The organism is Hwanghaeella sp. (assembly GCF_965227365.1).
Lineage (GTDB): Bacteria > Pseudomonadota > Alphaproteobacteria > UBA8366 > Aestuariispiraceae > Hwanghaeella.
In genome coordinates this window covers 3001313-3018082 of sequence record NZ_OZ245754.1, presented here as the reverse complement: position 1 = coordinate 3018082, position 16770 = coordinate 3001313, and the positions used below count along the sequence as shown (strand labels likewise).

17 protein-coding genes are annotated in these 16770 nt (G+C 61.0%); 14 read left to right on the top strand and 3 right to left on the bottom strand.

The annotated features are described in order from the left end of the window. Positions 1 to 143: 143 nt before the first annotated feature. The gene (locus tag ACQK2G_RS13790; protein ID WP_425405616.1) at positions 144 to 716 is read left to right on the top strand and encodes a PAS domain-containing protein; all 573 of its coding nucleotides are present in this window, start codon (positions 144 to 146) and stop codon (positions 714 to 716) included. Between the two features lie 8 nt (positions 717 to 724). On the opposite strand, the gene ACQK2G_RS13785 is transcribed toward ACQK2G_RS13790, so the two are convergent. Both ACQK2G_RS13785 and ACQK2G_RS13780 read right to left on the bottom strand, forming a co-directional pair. Then, entirely contained in the window at positions 725 to 1657 is a 933-nt protein-coding gene (locus ACQK2G_RS13785) for a trypsin-like serine peptidase (RefSeq protein ID WP_425405615.1), read from the bottom strand. Further along, positions 1620 to 2345, bottom strand: coding sequence for a DUF2848 domain-containing protein (locus tag ACQK2G_RS13780; RefSeq protein WP_425405614.1), 726 nt, complete (start codon positions 2343 to 2345; stop codon positions 1620 to 1622). The genes ACQK2G_RS13785 and ACQK2G_RS13780 overlap by 38 nt, the downstream gene beginning before the upstream one ends. 260 nt (positions 2346 to 2605) lie before the next feature. On the opposite strand from ACQK2G_RS13780, the gene ACQK2G_RS13775 reads away from it, so the two are divergent. The 8 genes from ACQK2G_RS13775 to ACQK2G_RS13740 all read left to right on the top strand — a co-directional run bounded on the left by ACQK2G_RS13775 (position 2606) and on the right by ACQK2G_RS13740 (position 9891). Continuing rightward, positions 2606 to 3604 (top strand): MDR family oxidoreductase, encoded by a 999-nt coding sequence (locus ACQK2G_RS13775; protein WP_425405613.1) that lies wholly within the window; start codon positions 2606 to 2608, stop codon positions 3602 to 3604. Further along, positions 3597 to 4589 carry a lipid A deacylase LpxR family protein gene (locus ACQK2G_RS13770; RefSeq protein ID WP_425405612.1) on the top strand — a complete coding sequence of 331 codons (993 nt, stop codon included), beginning with the start codon at positions 3597 to 3599 and terminating at the stop codon, positions 4587 to 4589. The genes ACQK2G_RS13775 and ACQK2G_RS13770 overlap by 8 nt, the downstream gene beginning before the upstream one ends. Positions 4590 to 4684: 95 nt before the next feature. After that, positions 4685 to 5395: a tetratricopeptide repeat protein gene (locus tag ACQK2G_RS13765; RefSeq protein WP_425405611.1), complete on the top strand. Its 711-nt coding sequence runs from the start codon at positions 4685 to 4687 to the stop codon at positions 5393 to 5395. Positions 5396 to 5666: 271 nt separating this feature from the next. Next, positions 5667 to 6371 (top strand): corrinoid protein, encoded by a 705-nt coding sequence (locus ACQK2G_RS13760; protein ID WP_425405610.1) that lies wholly within the window; start codon positions 5667 to 5669, stop codon positions 6369 to 6371. A 101-nt stretch (positions 6372 to 6472) separates the two neighbouring features. Beyond that, the gene (locus ACQK2G_RS13755) at positions 6473 to 7105 is read left to right on the top strand and encodes a DUF1638 domain-containing protein (RefSeq protein ID WP_425405609.1); all 633 of its coding nucleotides are present in this window, start codon (positions 6473 to 6475) and stop codon (positions 7103 to 7105) included. Positions 7106 to 7130: 25 nt separating this feature from the next. Continuing rightward, positions 7131 to 7439 carry a virulence factor gene (locus ACQK2G_RS13750; protein ID WP_425405608.1) on the top strand — a complete coding sequence of 103 codons (309 nt, stop codon included), beginning with the start codon at positions 7131 to 7133 and terminating at the stop codon, positions 7437 to 7439. 77 nt (positions 7440 to 7516) lie between these two features. Continuing rightward, positions 7517 to 8773 carry a GSCFA domain-containing protein gene (locus tag ACQK2G_RS13745; RefSeq protein WP_425405607.1) on the top strand — a complete coding sequence of 419 codons (1257 nt, stop codon included), beginning with the start codon at positions 7517 to 7519 and terminating at the stop codon, positions 8771 to 8773. A gap of 68 nt (positions 8774 to 8841) precedes the next feature. Continuing rightward, positions 8842 to 9891, top strand: a complete 1050-nt coding sequence (locus ACQK2G_RS13740) for a zinc-dependent alcohol dehydrogenase family protein (protein WP_425405606.1) — start codon at positions 8842 to 8844, stop codon at positions 9889 to 9891. 23 nt (positions 9892 to 9914) lie between these two features. Here ACQK2G_RS13740 and ACQK2G_RS13735 read toward each other — a convergent pair whose 3' ends face one another. Beyond that, on the bottom strand, positions 9915 to 11000 hold the full coding sequence (locus ACQK2G_RS13735) for a hypothetical protein (protein ID WP_425405605.1): 1086 nt from the start codon (positions 10998 to 11000) through the stop codon (positions 9915 to 9917). A 247-nt stretch (positions 11001 to 11247) separates the two neighbouring features. Here ACQK2G_RS13735 and ACQK2G_RS13730 point away from each other — a divergent pair, with 247 nt between their 5' ends. The 5 genes from ACQK2G_RS13730 (at position 11248) to ACQK2G_RS13710 (ending at position 16753) form a co-directional block, all read left to right on the top strand. Then, on the top strand, positions 11248 to 12111 hold the full coding sequence (locus tag ACQK2G_RS13730; protein ID WP_425405604.1) for a TauD/TfdA dioxygenase family protein: 864 nt from the start codon (positions 11248 to 11250) through the stop codon (positions 12109 to 12111). A 72-nt stretch (positions 12112 to 12183) separates the two neighbouring features. Further along, positions 12184 to 13140 carry a cation diffusion facilitator family transporter gene (locus tag ACQK2G_RS13725; protein ID WP_425405603.1) on the top strand — a complete coding sequence of 319 codons (957 nt, stop codon included), beginning with the start codon at positions 12184 to 12186 and terminating at the stop codon, positions 13138 to 13140. A 325-nt stretch (positions 13141 to 13465) separates the two neighbouring features. Next, positions 13466 to 14482, top strand: coding sequence for an amino acid ABC transporter substrate-binding protein (locus ACQK2G_RS13720; protein ID WP_425405602.1), 1017 nt, complete (start codon positions 13466 to 13468; stop codon positions 14480 to 14482). A 7-nt stretch (positions 14483 to 14489) separates the two neighbouring features. Continuing rightward, the gene (locus ACQK2G_RS13715) at positions 14490 to 15710 is read left to right on the top strand and encodes an amino acid ABC transporter permease (protein ID WP_425405601.1); all 1221 of its coding nucleotides are present in this window, start codon (positions 14490 to 14492) and stop codon (positions 15708 to 15710) included. Next, the gene (locus ACQK2G_RS13710; RefSeq protein WP_425405600.1) at positions 15707 to 16753 is read left to right on the top strand and encodes an amino acid ABC transporter permease; all 1047 of its coding nucleotides are present in this window, start codon (positions 15707 to 15709) and stop codon (positions 16751 to 16753) included. Before ACQK2G_RS13715 ends, ACQK2G_RS13710 begins: the two co-directional genes overlap by 4 nt. Positions 16754 to 16770 lie beyond the last annotated feature (17 nt).

Below are 16770 nucleotides of genomic sequence, written 5' to 3'. Positions count from 1 at the left end.
ACATCAGAGTTAACGCATGTTCATATTATAAACGCATGGAAACAGAGAGGATGATTGCTTGTTCGACGTCTACCGAGATCTCGAAAAGGTGGTGCGAATCATAGTTAAGCAATTATTAATTTTGTTGCGGTAGGACTATACGCATGACGATTACGATCCCTGGAATGTCTGAGACGGATACTCGTTTGAGCGCCAATGATCACAGTGCAAGATTGTTCTTCGCCCCTGTCGAAAGGGCGGAGGATATCCATGACATGCAGCAGCGTGCCCTGTTCGATTATTGGACCGGACTGAAAGGGGACCGTTTGGCGCCGGATTATTCGGACTTCGATGTCGTCGATGTGCCGCGACATGTGCTGCCCCATATTTTCCTGCTGGAGCACCTGCCGGACGAGGACGATTTCCTGCATAGGGTCGTCGGGTCGGAAATTGATGAAGGGAACGGCTTTTCCGCGTCGGGGAAGAAACTGAAGGATATAGACATCGTGCGTCAGAGCGATCTGGTCGATACGCTGCAGAAATCCCTCTTTTCCATGCGGCCGTGCTTCTCGGAAAGCATGTATTATGGCCACGACCCGAATGGGGAATCCATTCACCGGCTCTCCCTGCCGCTGCTGCGCGACGGGAAATCATCCCACCTTGTCGGCGTTGCGAAGATCAAGTTTTCCGATCCGCCGAACAGACCGACATTCGGGCCCCTTTCCAGCGGTTTCTGAACGAAGGCCTATTGCGCTGTGGCGGGCAAGCGGCCGGCGCGTACCGGTCCGTCGGCAAAGCCCGGCGCGGTCTCCGTTTCGCGGATCGCTCTCAAAATCTGCTTCGAGAAGGCCCGGATCGGAACGGCGGTATTGGTCTTGCCGCGATTGGTGTCGATGCCGGATGCGCTGTTGACGGCGACAACCGCCAAGCCGCCGTTGAATATCAGGGAGATCGGGGCGCCGGAATCCCCGTTCACGATCCGGCAATTGTGACTGATCAGGTCGAGGCCGTTGAAGAAAGCCTCAATCGTGCATGTTTCGTCGATTGAAATCGCGTGTGCCCGATCCCGCGGATAGCCGGTCAAAGCGAATTTGCGGTCCTGTTCCTTGAATGAGCGAAGCTGCGGACCGCTCATCGCAAGCAGGCCGAGATAGCCCACTTTCAGACCAATCGGCTGGGCCAGGACGACAACCGCCCAGTCATTGGGATAATTGTCGGGATGGGCCCATTTGTCGGGATCGAAACCGGGGGAGATGATCAGTTCGGAGGCCAGGGAATGGGCTTCATATTCCCCGCGCTGATAGCCGGCGACGAAATGGACGGCGTTGGGTTCCGCCCACTGCTTGATATCGGTCCGGTACAGGCAATGGGCTGCGGTCACCACCACCCGAAAACCGATCAAGGCGCCGGTGCAGTGGGATCGGGAGCGGATACCGGCAATGTTGATCCTGCCGATAGCGCTCCAGGGATATTGGCTAGCGTCGACAAGGCTGCGATGGTTCGTGCTTCCCAGATCCTGCGACGCCGCGGGCCGATACAGGCAGGTCACGGCGACGAACAGGCCAAGCAGCAGCGCGACGCCCCGCCATGATCCAGGCTTCCGGGCGTGGTTCCGCTGCAGGGCCTCGGCCGGGCGCACGTCAGCCTTCGACCGGCAGAACTTCAATGTCGTAGGCATGCGTCAGACGGCGGCCCAGGACGGGATCCTCCAATTCCATTTCGAACCGGTCCGCCGGTCTGATTCCCCCGATCGCGGCAAAGGTGCCGCCGAAAATCGCCGACTGCTCTGGCAAACCGCCGCCATTCGCACCGCCACAGAAGTCCCGGTCGTATTGTGCGATCAACTCCAGCGGATGGATCATCGCCGTCACTGCGCCTTCCTGATAGAGAACCCGCTCGCCGTCGATCACCGCATGGCTGCGCAGGATCAATTGATCCCAATGGCTCTCGATATCGGCGAACCGCCAAAGCGTCGAGCTGACCGGCTTGTCGCACATCTGCTTGGAAATGGTGACGCCGACGGCTTCAACAGCGCGTTCCGTGTGATCCGAACCGACACCGACCCACAACTCACCGTCCATGCCGTCGCTGCCGTCGGCGAGGCCGCGATAGAACAGAAACTCCACCTCGCCGCTGGAATCGGTCCCCGGGACCTGAATGTCGCGGGCCTGGGTCACGCAAGTGTTTGAACACCGATAGAAGACGGGCAGGGACTTCGGCCGTTTGATGCCAAGTTCTTCCAACTCCACGATATGCGCTTCCATCGCCGCGCGGTCGCGGCCCGTCCAGCCGGCGACGATCAAATTTTTCAAGGTATAGTCCACCGTACGCGGCGCGCCGCTGGTCGGTGCAAGGGTAAACAGCATCTAAAAGCCTCCCGCAATTTCCGATTCTGCTCTACTCGATCTTCTTAGCATTGCGCGCAGGATCGGTGCACATCCTTCTTGCCGGGTCGCGATCGGCAAGGGGACCGCAGTATCCGGATGACGGCCAGGCCGCACCATATTTTCGCCATTTTCATACGTTTTTCTGGCCCAAGGTCAGGCTTGACTGTCTTTTGGCTGAACGAAATGTATAGTCCCGGTTAGCGCGATAGAGCCCAACATTCTGCAGAAAGGCGAGATGCATGAGCGACACGTTCAAGGCCCTGCTATTGACGGAATCCGATGAAGGCGTGAAATCCGCCGTTACGGATTTGACGACCGACGATCTGCCGGAAGGCAATGTCACGGTCGCGGTCGATTATTCGACCCTCAATTACAAGGACGGCATGGTCGTGAACGGCAATATCGGGCGGCTCGCCCGTAAGTTCCCGCATGTCCCGGGAATTGATTTCGCCGGCACGGTGGAGGCCTCGGAAGACGGCCGTTACAAGGCGGGCGACAAGGTGGTCCTGACCGGTTGGCGCGTCGGGGAAGTACATTGGGGCGGCTATGCGCAAAAGGCGCGCGTGAATGCCGATTGGCTCGTGCCGCTGCCGAAGGGACTGTCGGCCCGCCAGGCCATGACCGTCGGCACCGCGGGACTGACCGCCATGCTCTGCGTCCAGGCCCTGGAGGATCATGGGTTGAAACCGGGCGACGGTCCGGTTCTGGTGACCGGGGCCGCCGGTGGCGTCGGATCGGTCGCGGTCGCGATCCTGTCCAATCTCGGTTATGAGGTCGCCGGCTCGACCGGTCGGCCGGAACAGGCCGATTATCTGAAGTCCCTCGGCGCGAGCCAGATCGTCCCGCGCGAGGAACTTTCCGAACCGACGAAGAAACCGTTGGAGGGCGAGACCTGGGCGGGTTGCGTCGACACGGTCGCCGGAACCGTGCTGGCGCGTGCCATGGGGCAAATGAAATACGGTGCCTCCATCGCCTGTTGCGGTCTGGCCGCGGGACCGAAGCTCGATACGACGGTCGTGCCGCTGTTGTTGCGCGGGGTCAATCTGCTGGGCATCGACTCGGTGATGCAGCCCTATGACAATCGCCTGCGCGCCTGGAACAGGATCGTAGAGGTATTGCCGATGGAGAAACTCGATGCCATGTCCGAAACCTGCGGATTGGCGGATTTGCCGGCGAAGGCCAAGGATATCCTGGCCGGACAGGTGCGCGGCCGGTTGGTGGTCGACGTCAATGCGTAAACTGGTAATCGCCGCGTTTGCCGCGCTGCTGCTGCCGGTCACGGCACAGGCGGAGGACGATCCGGCCGAGCGGGGCACATTCAGTTTCACGCTGGAGAACGACCTGTTTGCCGGAACCGACCGCGATTACACGAACGGTGTCCTGTTTCAGTATATCGGGCCAGCGAACGATCTGCCGGGCTGGGCTCAATGGACGACGGATCGCCTGAACTGGCTGACGCCGGCACGCCGGTGGCGGGTCAGCTATGGCCTGGGGCAGAACATGTATACCCCGCAGGACATCGAATTGAGCGATCCGCCGCTGGACGACCGGCCCTATGCCGGTTTCCTGTATGGGTCGGTCGGTCTGATCGGGGACACGGGCACGCAATTGGATATCATCCAGCTCGATGTCGGGGTGGTCGGGGAGCCGTCGCTGGCGGAGGAATCCCAGAAATTCGTCCATTCCGTCATCGGCAGCCCCAATCCTGAAGGCTGGGATACCCAGCTGGAGAACGAGGTCGCGTTCCGCTTGCTTTACGAGCGGACCTGGCGGGCGGGCAGAAAACTGCCGATCGATATGTTCGATCTGGAAGTCGATTTCACGCCGCATGTCGGTGGTGCGCTCGGCACGGTGGAGACCTATCTGGCCGGCGGGTTTTCGGCCCGGATCGGCGAGGATCTGGCGGACGATTACGGACCGCCCCGGGTACGGCCGGCGTTGAGCGGCCCCGGCTTTTTCCAGGATCAGGACGGGTTCTCCTGGTATCTGTTCGCCGGCCTTCAGGCCAGGGCGGTCGGCCGCGATCTGTTCGTCGAGGGCAATACTTTCACCGATAGCCGCGGTCTGGATGTTAAGCGCATTCAAGGGGATCTCCAGGCCGGGCTGGCAATCCAGGTTTTTCGCACGGAAGTCGCCTTCACCTATGTCGTGCGATCGCCGCAATATATCGGGCAAGAGCATTTTTCCCGGTTCGGTTCCCTCAATCTGCGTTTCAGACTATAGCCCCGCGGGTGAGGGAAACGGCCTAATCCTTTGATAGTCCGGCGGAATCGTCCTAGCGTTTCCACTTTGGTGATTGGGGAAACCGAGGGGCGCCGGTGTTCGGGGGAATCAGGATCGACATTTGCCGTTTTGGAATTGCCCTGGCCCTGACGGCCGGGCTGGCGGTGGCTGTGCCCATTTCGGATGCCGCGGGCCAAACCGGCGGCGTCGAACCTTGGCAGACCATGAGCGGCGAGGAGCAGATCAGGCTCTACTATCTGCCGCGCGCCAGCGCCGGTGACGCAACGGCCCAATACTATCTCGGCCACATGTATCAGAACGGATTGGGCGTCGATACCGACAAGCAGGCCGCCGCGGATTGGTATGCCCGCGCCGCCGCGCAGAACGACCCGCGCGCGCTTTACCGCCTCGGCCTCATGCTGCAGACCGGGGACGGTATTCCGCAGGACCGGCCGAGAGCGATCTCGCTATACCGGCGGGCCGCCGAGCAGGGTGTTCTGGAAGCCTATTTCAACATGGCGCAGATGGTCGAGCGCGGCGAGGGTACGGCGGCGGACCCCGTCGCCGCCGCGGGCATGTTCGAACAATTGGCCGATGCGGGCATGACGGAAGCCATGCGGGAACTCGGCCGGATCAATGCCCAGCGGGAGGACCGCGACCTTGCCGCAGCATGGTATTGGTTCGCCCTGGCCGCGGCGAAGGGCGATGCCCAGGCGGGCGAACTGGCCCGATTGATTGCCGGCAGCATGACCGAAGATGAACTTGCCGAAGGCCAGAAGAGGCTAGGTAAGTCCCTGAATAAATAAAGTAATTTTCTTGCGTGATGGAGTCGACCGACCGGCGGCCGTGTGCCTTTTTGCTGTCCGATGTCTGGTCTGCGTCGTGGGGTGAATAGGAAGTGTCGCCTTGGCGTGAGTGCGGAAAGGCCCCGGACTTCATTAGGGTATAGGGACAGGGTGGCCGCGGGCAAAGACCCTGTTAGATGCGTTCGACGCCAGGTGAATGGGTTTGTGTTCCAGGACCGCCTCTTCCCGGCTAGGGTTTTTCGACTGACCTGATTGATACGGGATATACGCGATGGCCGACCAAGACGAAGATCTCGATCTCCGTGACCTTGATGACCAGGAACTGGTCGAACAGATGTGGGACGATCTGTATGACGGCCTCGCCGACGAGATCGTCGAGGGTACGAACATCCTGCTCGAACGCGGTTGGACGCCTTACAAGGTTCTGACCGAAGCGCTGGTCGAAGGCATGCGTATCGTCGGCATCGACTTTCGCGACGGCATCCTGTTCGTGCCGGAAGTGCTGATGGCCGCCAATTCCATGAAGGCGGGCATGAACATCCTGCGCCCGTTGCTGGCCGAAACCGGTGCCCCGCCGCAGGGCAAGATGGTGATCGGCACGGTCAAGGGCGACATTCACGATATCGGCAAGAACCTGGTTTCCATGATGATGGAAGGGGCCGGGTTCGAGGTGATCGACCTGGGCATCAACAACCCGGTCGAGAAGTATCTTGAGGCGATCGAGGAACATAAGCCGGACATTCTCGGCATGTCGGCGCTGCTGACCACCACGATGCCCTACATGAAGGTCGTCATCGATACGATGAAGGAAAAGGGTATCCGGGACGACTACGTGGTCCTTGTCGGCGGCGCGCCGTTGAACGAGGAATTCGCGCGCGAAGTCGGCGCCGATGCCTATTGCCGCGATGCCGCGGTCGCGGTGGAGACCGCGAAGGAATACATGTCCCGCAAACATAATCAGCGCGTGGCCGGCTGACGTCCAGGCCGCCGCGGAACGACGGGGGCGCCGTGACCGGCTCACAATGCCAGGAGGGGGCGCTTCTTCCGGAGGAGGAGGCGACCTTCACGGGGGGCGGGATGCCCGCACCCGGGGCTGCCGGCAAGCAGACCTATGTGATTGCCTGCGGTGCGCTCGCCCGCGAGGTTCTGGATATCATCGACCTCAACGGCTTGCCGGGCTTCTCCATCACCTGCCTGCCCGCGAAGCTGCACAATCAGCCGCAATTCATACCCGAACGACTGCGGGAAAAGATCCGAGAGGTCCGCCCGAAGGCGGGCAGGATACTCATCGGCTATGCCGATTGCGGCACCGGAGGCCTCATCGACAAGGTCATCGATCAGGAAACGACAGAGGATTGCCCGATCGAGCGGATCGGCGGCGCCCATTGTTATGCCTTCTTCACAGGCCAGACGGCTTTTGAGGAACTTGCCGAACAGGAATTGGGCACCTTCTATCTGACCGACTATCTGGCACGCCATTTCGACACGTTGGTGGTGAAGGGAATGGGGCTCGACAAATATCCGGGAATGACCGAGATGATGTTCGGCAATTATACCCGGCTGGTCTACCTCGCCCAGACCGACGACCCGGAGTTGGATCAGAAAGCGCGACAGGCGGCGGAAAAGCTGGGCCTGTCCTTTCTGCGGGTCCGGACCGGCTATGGCGAGTTGGCGGATTTTCTGACGGCCCCGCCGTCGCAGGGCAGTTGACAGGAAGAGATTGGGAAAACCTCCGATGGCACAGTTGATCGTTGTTTACTGGCGGGACATTCCGGCCCAGGTGATCGTCAAGAAAGGACGGCGAGATCAAGTGAAGATCCAACTCGACGAGCGGTTCGAAAAGGCGATCGACCGCGCCGCCATGCGGGGCGGGGCCCGGTCCACCGACGATTATCTGGCGGAATGGCGCAAGGCCGATCCGATTGAGGTCTCCGACGACCTGCAAGCCGAGGCGGACAAGGCGGCTGCCGCACTGGAAGCGGAATTCGATGATCCGCGCGTCAAGGCGCTGGTCGAAAACCAGGGTTGGGCGCCGGCGACCTGACGGACGGCTCAGGGCATCGTCGTCACAGGCAGAATCCGCTAATCTCTCCATCCGTTTGGAATAGGGAGTTGGCAACAATGGCGGAACCTGCGGTTTTCAGCGATCAGCAAGGGTTGCTCGACGACGGTGCGCTCGCCTTTCTGCTGAAGACGATCTTCGGCGAGCCGGCAATTCAGACCTATCTGTTCCAGCAGATTTCCGCCGCGCCCAACCGGGTACGGACCTACGACGAATTCCTGGAAGTGCTGAACGGCTTCTTCCAACAGGCGATACCCTCGGCGCAGGGCCAGGACCGTGACCTGCTTTTGGCGGCCGCGGAGGACCTTCGTCGCCATTGCCAGGAAACCGAACGCGCGCAGACCGCCTATGCGGGAACGGGAAAGGCTAATCCGGATGGCGTCTTCTGGCCCAATCCCACACGCGAGAACGGCCATAGCCTGAAGCAGACGACGCCGGTCGCTCAGCGTTTTCCATTGGTCGACAAGAACACACCGATCGGGTCCGCCGGCAGTTGTTTCGCCTATGAAATCGCGCGGAACCTGCAGCGGCGCGGCTTCAATTATGTGGTGACCGAGCCGGAACATGACGGGTCGAAAGGGGTGATCGTCGACGGTTACGATCCCGACAATCCTTTTGCCCGGTTCAGCGCGACCTGGGGCCTCATCTTCAACACGCCAAGCCTTCTCCAAATGGTGGAGCGCGCTTTTGCAGAGGGGAAGGGGACGCCGATTCTATTGGAGGAACGGTTTCCGAACGGTCAGGTGCTGTATACGGACCCCTATCGCGAAGGGGTGGGGTTCGCGTCTCCGGAAGCTTTCGCGGCGGACTTCGACGCGCATCTGGATGCGGTCCGGCGTGCTTTTACCGAAACCGAGGTTTTCATCGTCACCCTGGGGCTCAATGAGTGCTGGGAGTTGAAGGAAAACCACGCCGTGCTTTCCAACAATCCGCGCCGGGGCTGGATGTATGCGCTGACCAGGCCGCGGGTCCTGACCGTGTCCGAGAATGTCGAGGCGATCGAACGATTCCTAACCCTTGTCCGCAAGCACAATCCCGGTTTCAAACTGGTCCTTTCCCTTTCACCGATACCATTGATGGCGACGCACCGGGGCGATCAGCACGTCATCACGGCCAACGCGCATTCCAAGGCTGTCCTGCGGGTGGCGGCCGACGAAATCGTCGCGCGGAACGAGGGGGTCTATTATTTCCCCAGCTACGAATATGTCATGCACTGCGCCGAAGACGCCTGGTGCCCGGACGAACGTCATGTCACGGAGGAGACGGTGGCGAAAATCATGACGATGTTCGACACCATGTTCATTAAACAAGATTGATCACCCTGATCCCGCCCGGCAAGCTTGGGCTTGAACAAATCAGTCTACAGGCAGCGGAGGATCAGGGCATGAAAGCGGCATATCTTGAAGAGTTCGGCGGCCCTATTACGGTCCAAACCGTTCCCGATCCAGAATGCCCCGTGGATGGCGTGATCGTCGCCGTGCGTGCCTGCGGCGTATGCCGATCGGATCATCACGGATGGAAGGGACACAATCCCAATGTCGTCCTGCCGCATGTCATGGGCCACGAATTCGCCGGTGAGGTCATCGAGGTCGGGCCGGAATGCCATGGCTTCAAGCCGGGTGATCGGGTGACCGCGCCCTTTGTACTGGGATGCGGCCATTGCCGGGATTGCCAGTCGGGGAATTCGACGATCTGCGACCAACAGCAGGTGATCGGTTTCACCTTCTGGGGCGCCTATGCGGAGAAGGTCGCCATCTCGAATGCCGACTTCAATCTGGTGCACTTGCCGGACGAATTGGACTACGTGGCCGCGGCCGGTATGGGATGCCGTGTGACGACGTCGTGGCGGGCATTGACCGACAGGGCCGCTTTGTCGCCGGGTGAGTGGCTGGTGATCCATGGCAGTGGCGGGATCGGTCTATCGGCGACGATGATCGCGGCGGCCTTGGGCGCGCGGATTCTCGCGGTCGATATTTCCGACGATGCCTTGAAAATGGCCAAGGAACTGGGCGCGAATGAAACCCTGAATGTCACCGGGTTGAATGATGTGGGGGAGGCTGTCAGGGAACTGACCGGCGGCGGTGCCCATGTCTCGATCGACGGGCTTGGAACTCAGACGACCTTCGAGAATTCCCTGCGCTCCTTGCGCAAGTTGGGGCGGCATATTCAGGTCGGGATGCCGGTTGGTCGTCACGCGGTGGTGGAACTGCCGCTGCTGGAACTGATCTATGCGCGGCAATTGACCATTCACGGCATGCGCGGGCTGAGTGCAGCCGAATTCGCACCCTTGCTCGACATGATCACGGCGGGACGGATGGATCCCGGCAAGATGGTTACGCGAACGATTCCCCTTTCCAAAGCCGGCGATGCGCTGGCTGAAATGGATACCGGGCAACCCGCCGGCGTGACCGTGATCGACATGGCGCTCAACTGACGGCAGCCGACGCCTTCGGATCGCTAAGCCTGGGGAGGCGGGCGCAGGTACAGGTTCAGAACATAGTCTAACGGCGGTTCGAGCAACCCTGCCGGTAGATTTGGCGTCGTCTCGGGTGACAGGGTGACCGGCAGGTTCTCGGACACACGCTGCGGCGTGATGCCATAAGCGATCTGGCAGATCAGGCGGTTCCTGGATTTGGGCAGCAACCCCTTGTGAATGCCGCGCGTGCAGGCAATGAAACTGGTGCCTGCCTTGCCGGTCAGATGCACCGGTTCGATGCCGAAGGCGGCCTTCACATCCTCGTCGCTTTTGCGCAGGGTGCCCAGCCAGCCGTCGAACGCTTCGGGTGACGAGGCCGCCTGCCGCGCCCGGATCAATGTGTCGGCCCGATGCGTGGTGGGCACATAGACATGCGGCCCGGCCTCCTCATCCACATCGGTGAGATAGAAGAACAGCTTGAAAAAACGATAGTCGTCCAGATCCAGGTGAAACAATTGTGCGTCCCGTGCCTGGTCCGCCTGGGCAAAGCTCCACCAGGCGGCACAGGTGATGACCTGGGGCACGGTGCCAAGAAACTGCTGGGCAATCCCCAGATGAAACGGGTCGGTCGCCAGTTCCAGCAGGTGAGGGCAGTTGACGACATCCTGTTCGCCGAAGTGTCCGATGTTCAGTTTGCTCTCGGCCTCGGTCAGGGAGAGTGCCGGACCGGACGCGTTGGAGGATTGTTCATAGACCGGCCGTGACCGGAAATGATCGGCCATGGCGGCCAATTTGGCGGAATCGAGATTCGGGAGAATGCTGTATCCCTGATCCTGCATCTCGGCGACATGCGCGAGGGCTTGCGCCGGCACGTTTGCAATCGGGTTCGTTACGCCGAAAGCCTCCCGGATATAGGCGTCTACCGCCCGGACGGCCATGTCCTCCGACTGCGGAGAATAGATGGTGTGGACCGCCCCCCGGACATGGATCAGCCGAAAGGCCTCGGGATGCATCACCGTGTCCGGCGGCGCGGTTACGGCGCCGGCCAGCGGTCTGAATTCCTCGCGCGATTGAACGAAGGCCTGAAAGCCCAGGAACCAGCGCAGAAGTTGCTCATGCTGTGCCATAGCGGCACTGTCGCAAGAGTCGCGCCAGGACAACAGCGGAAGAACCCCGCTCAGGCCCGGATTGCTCTCATTTCGGTGCTCCGGTTTGCCCGGGATCCCTCGATCAGGACGGCATTCCCTTAAAACGGCGAGTGGCCCACGGCGCGTCTCGGTCGGGAATATCGCCTGCCAGGCACGACAGTTTTCCCTTCTTCCGATCCCGGGATCGGCTAAGCTTCGATCAAACGCATGAAGTGGGGAAACGGAAATGGATAATGTCGGAATAGAAAAGCTGCATCCGGAGTTTGGCGCGCGGATCACGGGCCTGACGCTGGGCGGTGAAATGACGGCGGACGAGGTCGCCTTCGTCCATGAGGCAATCGACACTTATTCCTTCCTGTGTTTCCCGGAACAGGACCTTCCGGACGAAGAGCTGCTGGCCTTCACGCGCCTTTTGGGGGAGCCGGAAGTCGAGCATGTGGCGCTCGGCAAAACAGGAGAGGAAACCTATTTCGGCACCATCGGGAATATCGGCGATGACGGGGAGAAACGCGGCAATGCCCATGTCTCCACCAAGCATCAGACCGGCAACAACCTCTGGCATTCCGACAGTTCCTTCCGGCTCGTACCGACCTACGTGACCATTACCCAACCGCATGAAGTGCCGGGAGAGGGAGGGGCGACGGAATTCGTCAGTGCGCGTGCGGCTTATGAGAAACTGCCGGACGAAATGAAGACCCGCATCGAAACGCTTGAAGTGATTCACGATTATGTCTTTTCACGAACCCAGACCGTAAAGATCGACCTGAACCATGGGGCGTCGTTGCCGCCGATCCGCCATCCCCTGGTGCTGACAAATCCGCGGAATGGGAAAAAGAACTACTACACCGGTTCGCATGCCCGATCGGTCAGCGGTTGGAGCGGAATTGAAAGCCGCAAACTGTTGGATGAGTTGAACGCCTTCGCCACGGTACCGGACAATATCTATTCCCATCCCTGGGCTGTCGGTGAGACGGTGATCTGGGACAATCGGTGTGTCCTGCATCGCGGCACCGGCTATGATGCCGATCGCTGGCGCCGCTTGTTGCGCCAGACCCGCGTGGTCGGGGAACGCCGGGGCGTGACGCTTTAACGCAAGGTAGCCTGCCTGCATTGGCCGGATCCAGGTCGCGTTGATCCGGGCCGAAAGGAGAGTCTCTTCGCCATGAGCAAGGATCTGCCCGCGCGCCGGGTCATCATGGTGTCTTTCCTGGTGGATCTGCTCGACATTCTCACCAACTTGATCGTCGCCCTGCTGACGGGCAGCGCCGTCGTCTTCAGCGAAATGGCGCAGGGGGTGGCTGACGGAATCGGGTCCGGCTTGCTGGTTCTCGGCGAACGTCGTGCCGCCAAACCGCGCGATGCCGCACATCCCCTGGGCTATGCCCGCGAGGCCTTTTTCTGGGGCCTTTTGTCGGCCGGGGCCATGCTGGTCCTCGGTGCGGGTTTGAGCGCGTGGCGCGGGATGCAGCAGCTTCTCGACCCCCAACCCCTGGACACGCCGCTTCTTGCCGTCGCTGTCCTCGTTCTTGCTGTCTTCACCAACAGCTATGCCGTTGTATTGAGCGCCCGCAAACTGGGGTTTCCGGGATGCGGGCTCAAGGCGATTTTTCGGCGGTTCGATGAACCGTTGGTCAAAGGCGCGTTTTTTCGCGACGTTATCGGAACCTTTACCAGTTTGGTCGGCTTGGCGGCCCTCATTCTTTACAGCACGTTGGAAATCGTTGTTTTCGACGCACTTGGCGCGCTTTTCGCCGCGGTGTGCATGGCGGCGGGATCGATTCTGCTCATGGCTCAGGCAAGGGCGTTGATCACGGGGCGTTCCTTGCCGCGCGAGGACGTGGAGACGCTCCGCAACGCGATCCTCGCCGATCCGATGGTCGACGCGGTCAACAGCCTTGCGGCGATCTATGCCGGTGCTTCCGAAGTACTGGTCGATGCGGATCTCGATCTTTCCGAGGACCTCAGCACGTCGGAGATCGAACAGGCCCTTGACGCGATCGAGGATCGTATCCGAACGGTCATGCCGTCGATCAACCGGGTCCGGGTCCTGTTGAACTCACCGGATTTCCGCCGGGAGAGGGGCGCGAAAGGGAAGGGCGCGGCGCATGGTGCTCCATAATCGCTGTGACTGCCGAGACGCGCGCGACAACGTCTTCGGCAGCCACGCAGGATGAATTTCTCGCACCGTTCGGCGTTTCCGGAACGAGCCGGAAAGGGGGCGGGATGACCGCAAGGCGTTGAGATTAGGGGATTTGGAGCGCGTTCGGCTGTCAGCGAAAATCTTTCTTTGAAAAAATGATATATCATATGACATTTTTGGTGTTACAGTTGTGAAAACAAAGTGAAGCGGCGTCGGCGCCCGGGCTGATCCGGAGGGGCGACGCGGAATTCAACGAGTGCAGAACTCACTCAGGGGCGACAACACAAGAACAGGGGTAGACAGGATGTTAAAAAGACTCGTATTTGCGTCCGCGGCGTTTCTGGCCGCGTCAACGGCCAGCGCGCAGGCCGACTTGCTCGACACGATCAAGGAGAGGGGGGAGCTGATTTGCGGCACCCTCGATTATCTCCCGGGGGTCGGGTTTCTGAACGACAAGGGCGAATGGTCCGGTTTCGATGTGGATTTCTGCAAGGCTGCGGCCGCCGGAATCCTGGGCGATGTGAACAAGATCAAGTTCGTGTCAACGACCGGGGCCAACAAGTTTCCGGTTCTCGAATCCGGTGAGATCGATCTGCTGTCCCGCAGTGTTACCATGACGACATCGCGCGAGACCACGCTGGGCTTCGACTTCATCGGGCCGAACCACCTGACCGGTCAGGGTTTCATGGTTCATGCCGAAACCGGTGTGAAGGACGCGACCGAGCTGGACGGCGCGACGATCTGCGTTCTCTCCGGGACGGTGACGGAACGGTATCTCGCCGAATGGTTCAAGGCGCACGGTATCAGCTTCTCGCCGGTCGCGGCGGAGAACTCGGACCAGATGTTCTCGATGTATTTCGATAATCGCTGCGATGCGGTGACAATGGAGCCGCCCTACCTCGCGATCCGGCGCTCGCGTTCGGAAAACCCGGACGGGCATGTTATCCTTGAGAACATCATCGCCAAATCCTTTGAGGCGCCGGTCATTCTGGAAGGCAATCCGAAATTCCGGGAAGCGCTGCAATGGATCCATTGGGGCATGGTGACGGCCGAGGAATTGGGCATCACCAGCGAGAATGTCGACGAGATGGTGAAGACCTCGCAGGACCCGGTCGTTCGCCGTTTCCTGGGCGTGGAAGAGACCATTGGGGCGGATATGGGCTTGCCGAACGATTTCATGGTCTCCGTGATCAAGGCGGTCGGGAACTATGGTGAGTTCTACGAACGTAACCTGGGTCAGGGGTCGATCCTGAAAGTCAGCCGCGGCATGAACGCGCCCTTCAGCATGGGGGGCGCGCTGACCGCTCCCGGCTGGCAGTGAGTTCTCGGTGACGGAACCGACGCAAATGGAGGCGCGCGCCGAGCGAGGCGCGCGCCGTCCATCTCCCGGAAGTCTGGGGGCGCGTATCCGCAATATCGTGAAGACGCGCGGTTTCGTCTCGCAAGCGGTTTTCCTGATCGTCGTGGCCATATTGGCCGTCGTCGTCTGGCGAACCGCGGAGGAGAACCTATCCCGGCTCGCCGTGAAGTCCGGCTACAGCTTCCTGCTGGAGGCCGCGCCCTTTGAATTGGGCGAAACGATCATTCCGTACCGTGCCGGCGACACCTATCTGCGGGCTTTCGCTGTCGGGGTGTTGAATACGGTCAAGGTCGCCGTTCTGGGCATCGTTCTTTCTACCGTGCTCGGCCTGTTCATCGCGCTGGGACAACTCTCGGCCAGTCCGGCCTTGTCGCGGCTGTGCCGCGGATATGTGGAACTCGTGCGCAACGTGCCGCTGCTGCTGCAGTTGATCTTCTGGCACACTTTCCTGACCAAGAGCCTGCCGAGCGTCCGCCAGGCCTTCTCGCCCATCGACGGTATTTTCCTGACCAACCGTGGGCTCTACCTGCCATTTCCTGAGCCGGACCCGTCACATCCATGGATCGGGCTCGCGGCCTTGCTGGGCATCGCCCTGGCCGTCGCGGTCGTGAAACTGGACCGGCGGGCCCTGTTGAGGGAAGGGCGGACCAGACCGACCTTCCGGCGGGCCGCCATCGCGCTGGTCCTGCCGCCGATCCTGGTCTTTCTGGCTTTCGGGGCGCCTCTGACCTGGGACGTACCCGCGCTGAAAGGGTTCAACTTCCGCGGCGGCATGGATATTTCGCCGGAATTCGCGGCGATGCTGCTCGGCTTGACTGTTTATACCGCGGCCTTCAATGCGGAGATTTTCCGAGCCGGCATTCAAAGCGTGCCAAAAGGGCAGTCCGAGGCGGGCTTGGCGCTGGGCCTTTCCAAGGGCCAAGTGATGCGGATGATCGTGCTGCCGCTGGCGCTGCGGATCATCATTCCGCCGATGGCGAATTCCTACCTGAACCTGACCAAGGAAAGCTCGCTGGCCGTCGCCATTGGTTATCCGGAAATCGTCCGGGTCGCGAACATTACGCTGGCCGAGACCAGTCAGGCGATCGAGTGCATCACCATCATCATGGCGATTTATCTGACGCTGAGCCTGCTGACCGCAGCCTTCCTCAATTGGGTGAATGCCCGCGCGGCATTGGTGGAACGATGACCCTGGCCGCGCAAACCCTCAGACTGTTCGGGACGTCGCCCCTCACGATCACGCTGAACCTGCTGGCGATCGGGCTGTTCGCGTTGTTCGCCGTGCCGCTGATCGATTGGGCCGTGGTGTCCGCCGTCTGGCAGGCACAGGACATGAACGGCTGCCCGCCCGGCGGCGGTGCGTGCTGGGCCTTCATCGGATCCAAGCTGCGGCTGATCCTGTTCGGGCGCTTTCCGTATGATGAACAATGGCGCGCCGCCGCGGCAACCGCCGCCATGATCGCCCTCGTTGTAGTCTCCCTGAACCCACGGTTCTGGCGGCCATGGCTGGTCGTCGCCTGGATCGGGGGGCTCGCCCTTTATGCCTTGCTGATGTGGGGCGGCATCTTCGGGCTCAGCTTTATCGAGAGTTCCTATTGGGGCGGGCTGCCGCTGACCGTTCTGTTGACCGTCGTTGGTACCTTCTTCGGTTTGATCGTGGCGGTGCCCGTCGCGCTGGCGCGGTTCTCCGGATATCCGGTGCACCGCTGGGCCGCCACCCTCTATGTCGAACTGATCCGCGGCGTGCCGTTGATCAGCGTGTTGTTCATGGCCTCCGTCCTGCTGCCGATCTTCCTGCCGGACGGGTTCACTCCGAACGGGCTGGGGCGCGTGATGGCGGGGATCGTCCTGTTCTTCGCCGCCTATATGGCCGAAGTCCTGCGCGGCGGCTTGCAGTCGATCCCGCCGGGTCAGTTCGAGGCCGCCAAGGCGCTCGGCATCAGCTATCCGGTTCTGATCGGCAGGATCGTGCTGCCGCAGGCTTTCGAAGCCGTGCTGCCGGCCATGGTCAATCTCTTCATCGGCGCGCTGAAAGGCACGTCCCTGGTCGTCATCGTCGCGATGATGGATTTGCTCGGCGCGGCGCAAGCCTCGCTCGCGGATCCCAATTGGATCGGCTTCTACGTGGAGGCCTATGCCTTCGCGGCGCTGATCTACGTGCTGATGTGCGGCTCAATCTCCTGGTACGGGCGGCGTGTCGAGAAGACCCTGTCGCGCGCCCGGGCCAAATGACTTCGGCCGCGCAGGCG

Bases quoted from the DNA above. Each gene is read 5' to 3' on its own strand.
- ACQK2G_RS13770 (WP_425405612.1), top strand. From the start codon at position 3,597: ATGCGTAAACTGGTAATCGCCGCGTTTGCCGCGCTGCTGCTGCCGGTC.
- ACQK2G_RS13785 (WP_425405615.1), bottom strand. From the start codon at position 1,657: ATGCCTACGACATTGAAGTTCTGCCGGTCGAAGGCTGACGTGCGCCCG.
- ACQK2G_RS13790 (WP_425405616.1), top strand. From the start codon at position 144: ATGACGATTACGATCCCTGGAATGTCTGAGACGGATACTCGTTTGAGC.
- ACQK2G_RS13720 (WP_425405602.1), top strand. From the start codon at position 13,466: ATGTTAAAAAGACTCGTATTTGCGTCCGCGGCGTTTCTGGCCGCGTCA.
- ACQK2G_RS13750 (WP_425405608.1), top strand. From the start codon at position 7,131: ATGGCACAGTTGATCGTTGTTTACTGGCGGGACATTCCGGCCCAGGTG.
- ACQK2G_RS13730 (WP_425405604.1), top strand. From the start codon at position 11,248: ATGGATAATGTCGGAATAGAAAAGCTGCATCCGGAGTTTGGCGCGCGG.
- ACQK2G_RS13760 (WP_425405610.1), top strand. From the start codon at position 5,667: ATGGCCGACCAAGACGAAGATCTCGATCTCCGTGACCTTGATGACCAG.
- ACQK2G_RS13775 (WP_425405613.1), top strand. From the start codon at position 2,606: ATGAGCGACACGTTCAAGGCCCTGCTATTGACGGAATCCGATGAAGGC.
- ACQK2G_RS13745 (WP_425405607.1), top strand. From the start codon at position 7,517: ATGGCGGAACCTGCGGTTTTCAGCGATCAGCAAGGGTTGCTCGACGAC.
- ACQK2G_RS13755 (WP_425405609.1), top strand. From the start codon at position 6,473: ATGCCCGCACCCGGGGCTGCCGGCAAGCAGACCTATGTGATTGCCTGC.
- ACQK2G_RS13710 (WP_425405600.1), top strand. From the start codon at position 15,707: ATGACCCTGGCCGCGCAAACCCTCAGACTGTTCGGGACGTCGCCCCTC.
- ACQK2G_RS13735 (WP_425405605.1), bottom strand. From the start codon at position 11,000: ATGGCACAGCATGAGCAACTTCTGCGCTGGTTCCTGGGCTTTCAGGCC.
- ACQK2G_RS13740 (WP_425405606.1), top strand. From the start codon at position 8,842: ATGAAAGCGGCATATCTTGAAGAGTTCGGCGGCCCTATTACGGTCCAA.
- ACQK2G_RS13780 (WP_425405614.1), bottom strand. From the start codon at position 2,345: ATGCTGTTTACCCTTGCACCGACCAGCGGCGCGCCGCGTACGGTGGAC.
- ACQK2G_RS13725 (WP_425405603.1), top strand. From the start codon at position 12,184: ATGAGCAAGGATCTGCCCGCGCGCCGGGTCATCATGGTGTCTTTCCTG.